A 4490-nucleotide genomic window follows, 5' to 3' on the forward strand; every position below is an offset into this window, starting at 1 on the left:
GGCCGCGCCGCGTTCGGCCGCGCCGACGTCGCCGTCACCGCGGGTGCCCTCGGGGAAGATCCCGACGACACCGCCGTCCTTGAGCACGCCGACCGCGGTCATCAGCGGCTTGCGGTCGATCTCGCCGCGCTTGACCGGGATCTGCCCGATGGCCAGCAGGAACTTCCCGGCCAGTCCCTTGAACAGCTCGGCCTTGACCAGGAACGCCGAACGCCGCGGCAGCATTCCGAAGATCAGCTGCGGTTCGACCATGGAGCTGTGGTTGGCGATCACGACCACCGGCCCGCCGCCGGGCATGCGCTCGCGGCCGTGCACCCGGATGCGGAAGGCCGACCGCAGATGGTACCGGGCGAAGACCCGCCCGGCGTCGTGGAGTGCGCCGACGGATCCCTCGGGGAGTCCGTCAGCGCTCATCGAGCCACCTCGGCGTCGCACCCCGCCAGCAGACCACGACGGCTGGCCAGTTCGCTCAGTGCGACGATCACCTGGTCGATCGACAGTTCCGAGGTGTCGACGTGCACGGCGTCCTCGGCCGCGCGCAGCGGCGAGGCGGCGCGGGTCGAGTCGAGGTGGTCGCGGCGCTCGACGCTCGCCAGCGCGTCGGCGACCGACGACGTCCGCCCGGCGGCGGTGTCCTGGGTGCTCCGGCGGGAGGCGCGGACGTCGGCCGACGCGGTCAGGAAGACCTTGAGCGGCGAGTCCGGCACGACGACGGTGCCGATGTCCCGGCCCTCGACGACGATCCCGCCGCGGTGCCCGACGACGTCGCCGATGATCTGCCGCTGCCTGCCGACCAGCAGCTCGCGCACGTGCGGCACGGCGGAGACGGGCGAGACGGCCTTGGTGACCTCGGGCCCCCGGATGTCGGCGGCGACGTCTTCGCCGCCGAGCCGGATCTCGGGGCGCTCGGGGCTGGTCCCGATGCTGAAGTCCGCCTGGTCGGCGACCGCGGCGACGGCGGCCGCGTCGGCGGGGTCCACGCCGGCGCGCAGCACGGCGAGGGTGACCATCCGGTACATGGCGCCGGTGTCGAGGTAGCCGGCCCCGAGCCGGTCGGCGAGCTTGCGGGCGACGGTGGTCTTCCCGGTTCCCGACGGGCCGTCCAGGGCGACCACACCACGTAGGGCTCCCGTCACCAGCACACTCCTCGCGTTCTCGCACTCGATCGGCTTCGGTGCCCATTCTGCCGGTCGGGTCGCGGCGGAGATCAGTCGCCCCGCGCCCCGAAGCGCGCGACCACCAGCGCGAGCCGTTCCGCCCGGTACGCCGGCGACAGCCGGTGGCCGCGGTCCAGCGTCACCAGGCCGTGCAGCGTGCTCCAGAACACCTCGGTCAGCGCGCCCGCGTCCGGCTCGTCCGCCACCGGCTCGATCACCGCGAGCAGCTCGGCGAAGCACGCCTTCATCACCTCCGGCGTCTCGTCCTTGGCGAAGGGCAGCTCCGAAGCCAGCGTGAACATCGCGTCGTACAACGCGGGCTTGCCATCGGCGAACGCCACGTAGGTACTGGCGACCCCGGCGACGCCGCCCTCGCGCCCGGCCGCGAGCGCCGTGGCCAGTTCGGCGAACCCCTCCAGGGCGGCCGCCGCCATGATCGCGTCCTTGCCGCCGGGGAAGTGGCTGTAGAGCACCGGCTGGCTGTACTCGATCAGCGCCGCGAGCCGCCGGGTGGTGACCGCGTCCCAGCCCTCCGCTTCGGCCAGTTCCCGGGCGGCGGTGACGATCCGCTGCGCTCGCTCGGTCCGGTCGCGCACACGCCGTTGTCGCTGGGTCATGGGTCACATCCTAGCACTGCTAGACAAACTAGCGACGCTAGGTTAGCGTTGCTAGCAATCCTAGCGATGCTAGAAAACTGGAGGGAACACCATGCTCGTCACCGGCTACGTCCTCACCGCGATCATCGCGCTCGGGATCAGCTACATCGGCGTCAACTACCTCTTCGCGCCGGCGAAGATCGCCGTGGGCTTCGGCTTCGCCCACGTCCCCGACGACGCCGAGAACTTCTTGAACGTCAAGGGCGGCCGCGACGTCGGCGCCGGCCTCGTCCTGCTGGCCCTGACCATCTACGGCGACCCGCACGCGCTGGGGTGGGTCATGCTCACCGCGGCCGTCTGGCCCCTCTTCGACATGCTGATCATCCTGCGCCACCACGGGAAGAAGGCCATCGCCTTCAGCGTCCACGGCTTGACCGCGCTCGTGACGGTCGTCGCGGCCGGGTTGCTCCTGCTCGGCTGAACGTCGCGAATCGGACACGTGGGCTACGGTGGTTGGGTGAACGTCGAAGTAACCCCTCTTCCCGGCATCGGGGTCCGCAAGGACTTCAGCACCCGTACCGGCCGCCGCATCGGCGTCGTGTCGCAGCGGGACGGGCACACCGAGCTGATCGTGTCCAAGTCGGACGACCCGGACGCCTGCGCCGCCTCGATCCCGCTGACCGCGGACGAGGCGGGCACGCTGGCCAACCTCCTCGGCGCGCCGCAGCTGGTCGCGCAGCTCACCGAGGAGCACCAGGACCTGCCGGGGATCAGCACGAAGCAGCTGCCGATCAAGCCGTCCGGCCCGTTCGACGGCCGCACCCTCGGCGACACGGCGATGCGCACGCGCACCGGGGTTTCGGTGGTCGCGGTGGCGCGCGCGGGCCAGGTGCACCCCTCGCCCACGCCGGACTTCGCGCTCACCGGGGGCGACCTGCTGGTCGCGGTCGGCACGAGCGAGGGCCTCGAAGCCGCCGCCAAGATCCTCAAGTACGGCTGAGCGGCCGATGGACCACACCGCGCTGTCCCTGATCGAACTGGGGGCGGTCTTCTTCGTGCTGGGCGCGCTCGGGCGCCTGGCCGGGAAGATCGGCCTCTCCCCCATCCCCCTCTACCTGCTCGGCGGCCTCTGCTTCGGCTCCGGCGGGCTGATCCCGCTGACCGACATCGGCGGCTTCACCCACCTGGCCAGCGAAATCGGCGTCGTGCTGCTGCTGTTGCTGCTGGGCCTGGAGTACTCCGCGGCCGAGCTGTTCACCGGCCTGCGCCGCTCCTGGACCGCGGGCCTGCTCGACATCGTCCTCAACGCCGCTCCGGGCGCGGCGGTCGCGCTGCTGCTGGGCTGGGGCCCGGTCGGCGCGATGGTGATGGCGGGCGTCACGTACATCTCGTCGTCCGGCATCGTCGCCAAGGTCCTCGGCGACCTCGGCCGGCTCGGCAACCGCGAAACCCCGGTCGTGCTGTCGATCCTCGTGTTCGAGGACCTGGTGATGGCGCTCTACCTGCCGATCCTGACCGCGGTTCTCGGCGGCGTCAGCTTCCTCGGCGGCATGGAGGCCGTCGGGATCTCGCTGCTGGTGATCACCGTGGTGCTGGTGATCGCGCTGAAGTTCGGCCGCTACGTCTCGGCCGCCGTCGACAGCCCCGACCGCGAGGTGTTCCTGCTCAAGGTCCTCGGCGCGGCCCTGCTGGTGGCGGGCATCGCGTCGGCGATGCAGGTCTCGGCCGCGGTCGGCGCGTTCCTGCTCGGCATCGCGATCTCGGGCTCGACGGCGGAGAACGCGACCCACCTGCTGGAGCCGCTGCGCGACCTGTTCGCGGCGGTCTTCTTCGTGGTGTTCGGCCTCAACACGAACCCGGCGTCCATCCCGCCGGTCCTCGGCTGGGCGGTGGTACTGGCGGTGGTGACGACGCTGACGAAGGTCGGCACCGGCTGGTGGGCCGCCCGCCGCCAGGGCATCGGGAAGATGGGCCGCGCCCGGGCAGGTGCAGCGTTGGTGGCGAGAGGCGAGTTCTCGATCGTCATCGCGGGCCTGGCGGTGACGGCGGGCGCGGTCGAGGGCGAACTGGCGGCTCTCGCGACGGCGTACGTCCTGCTGATGGCGATCCTCGGCCCGACGGCCGCACGAGTCGTCGAGCCGATCGCCCGTGCCCTGCAACGCAAGTCGGCCGCGAAGACAGCGCCGGTCGAGGCGAACTAGCTGTGATGTCCGGGGACGTTGTCCCGAGTTGAGGTGATCACTGGCGGCCTGTCGTGCTGACAGGTGAAGGCCTCCGGATGTGAAGTGGAGCTGTCTAGGAACCGCTTCACCCGCCGGAGGCCTTCGTGTCCCACCCTAACGCCACCCTGACCCCGCGCACCCGGCTGCGACTCGCCCGGCTGGTCGTCGAACACGGTTGGACCCACGCTGAAGCGGCCAAGATGTTCATGGTCGCCGCCAAAACGGCCGCGAAATGGGCGCAGCGCTACCGGCTCGAGGGCGCGGCAGGGATGGCTGACCGCAGCAGCCGCCCCCACCACAGCCCGACCCGCACCCCCGAACACCTCATGCGGGCGATCGTGCGGCTGCGATGGCGCCACCGACTCGGCCCGGTCCAGATCGCCGGCCGGCTCAACGTCCCGGCTTCGACCGTGCACGCGGTGCTGGTGCGCTGCCGGATCAACCGGCTGTCCCGCATCGACCGGGTCACCGGCGAACCGCTGCGCCGCTACGAACACGACCATCCCGGCTCGCTG

7 protein-coding genes are annotated in these 4490 nt (G+C 71.4%); 4 read left to right on the forward strand and 3 right to left on the reverse strand.

Annotation, left to right across the window (positions count from 1 at the left end):
* From G3I65_RS16085 to G3I65_RS16095, 3 genes are all read right to left on the reverse strand, one after another.
* On the reverse strand, positions 1-414 hold a 414-nt coding region (locus tag G3I65_RS16085), incomplete at its 3' end, for a 1-acyl-sn-glycerol-3-phosphate acyltransferase (RefSeq protein WP_166640169.1).
* Complete coding sequence (gene cmk / locus G3I65_RS16090; RefSeq protein ID WP_160696839.1) at positions 411-1115, reverse strand: (d)CMP kinase; 705 nt, start codon at positions 1113-1115, stop codon at positions 411-413. The genes G3I65_RS16085 and cmk, both read right to left, overlap by 4 nt.
* Before the next feature lie 92 nt (positions 1116-1207).
* Positions 1208-1774 carry a TetR/AcrR family transcriptional regulator gene (locus G3I65_RS16095; RefSeq protein WP_166640170.1) on the reverse strand — a complete coding sequence of 189 codons (567 nt, stop codon included), beginning with the start codon at positions 1772-1774 and terminating at the stop codon, positions 1208-1210.
* A gap of 91 nt (positions 1775-1865) precedes the next feature.
* On the opposite strand from G3I65_RS16095, the gene G3I65_RS16100 reads away from it, so the two are divergent.
* The 4 genes from G3I65_RS16100 to G3I65_RS16115 all read left to right on the forward strand — a co-directional run.
* Entirely contained in the window at positions 1866-2234 is a 369-nt protein-coding gene (locus G3I65_RS16100) for a DUF4267 domain-containing protein (RefSeq protein WP_160696834.1), read from the forward strand.
* 36 nt (positions 2235-2270) lie between these two features.
* Entirely contained in the window at positions 2271-2753 is a 483-nt protein-coding gene (locus G3I65_RS16105; RefSeq protein ID WP_163046698.1) for a cation:proton antiporter regulatory subunit, read from the forward strand.
* A gap of 7 nt (positions 2754-2760) precedes the next feature.
* Entirely contained in the window at positions 2761-3954 is a 1194-nt protein-coding gene (locus G3I65_RS16110) for a cation:proton antiporter (protein ID WP_160696836.1), read from the forward strand.
* A 125-nt stretch (positions 3955-4079) separates the two neighbouring features.
* On the forward strand, positions 4080-4490 hold a 411-nt coding region (locus G3I65_RS16115), incomplete at its 3' end, for a leucine zipper domain-containing protein (RefSeq protein WP_160696837.1).

Source organism: Amycolatopsis sp. SID8362, assembly GCF_010550475.1.
Taxonomy (GTDB): Bacteria; Actinomycetota; Actinomycetes; order Mycobacteriales; family Pseudonocardiaceae; genus Amycolatopsis; species Amycolatopsis eburnea.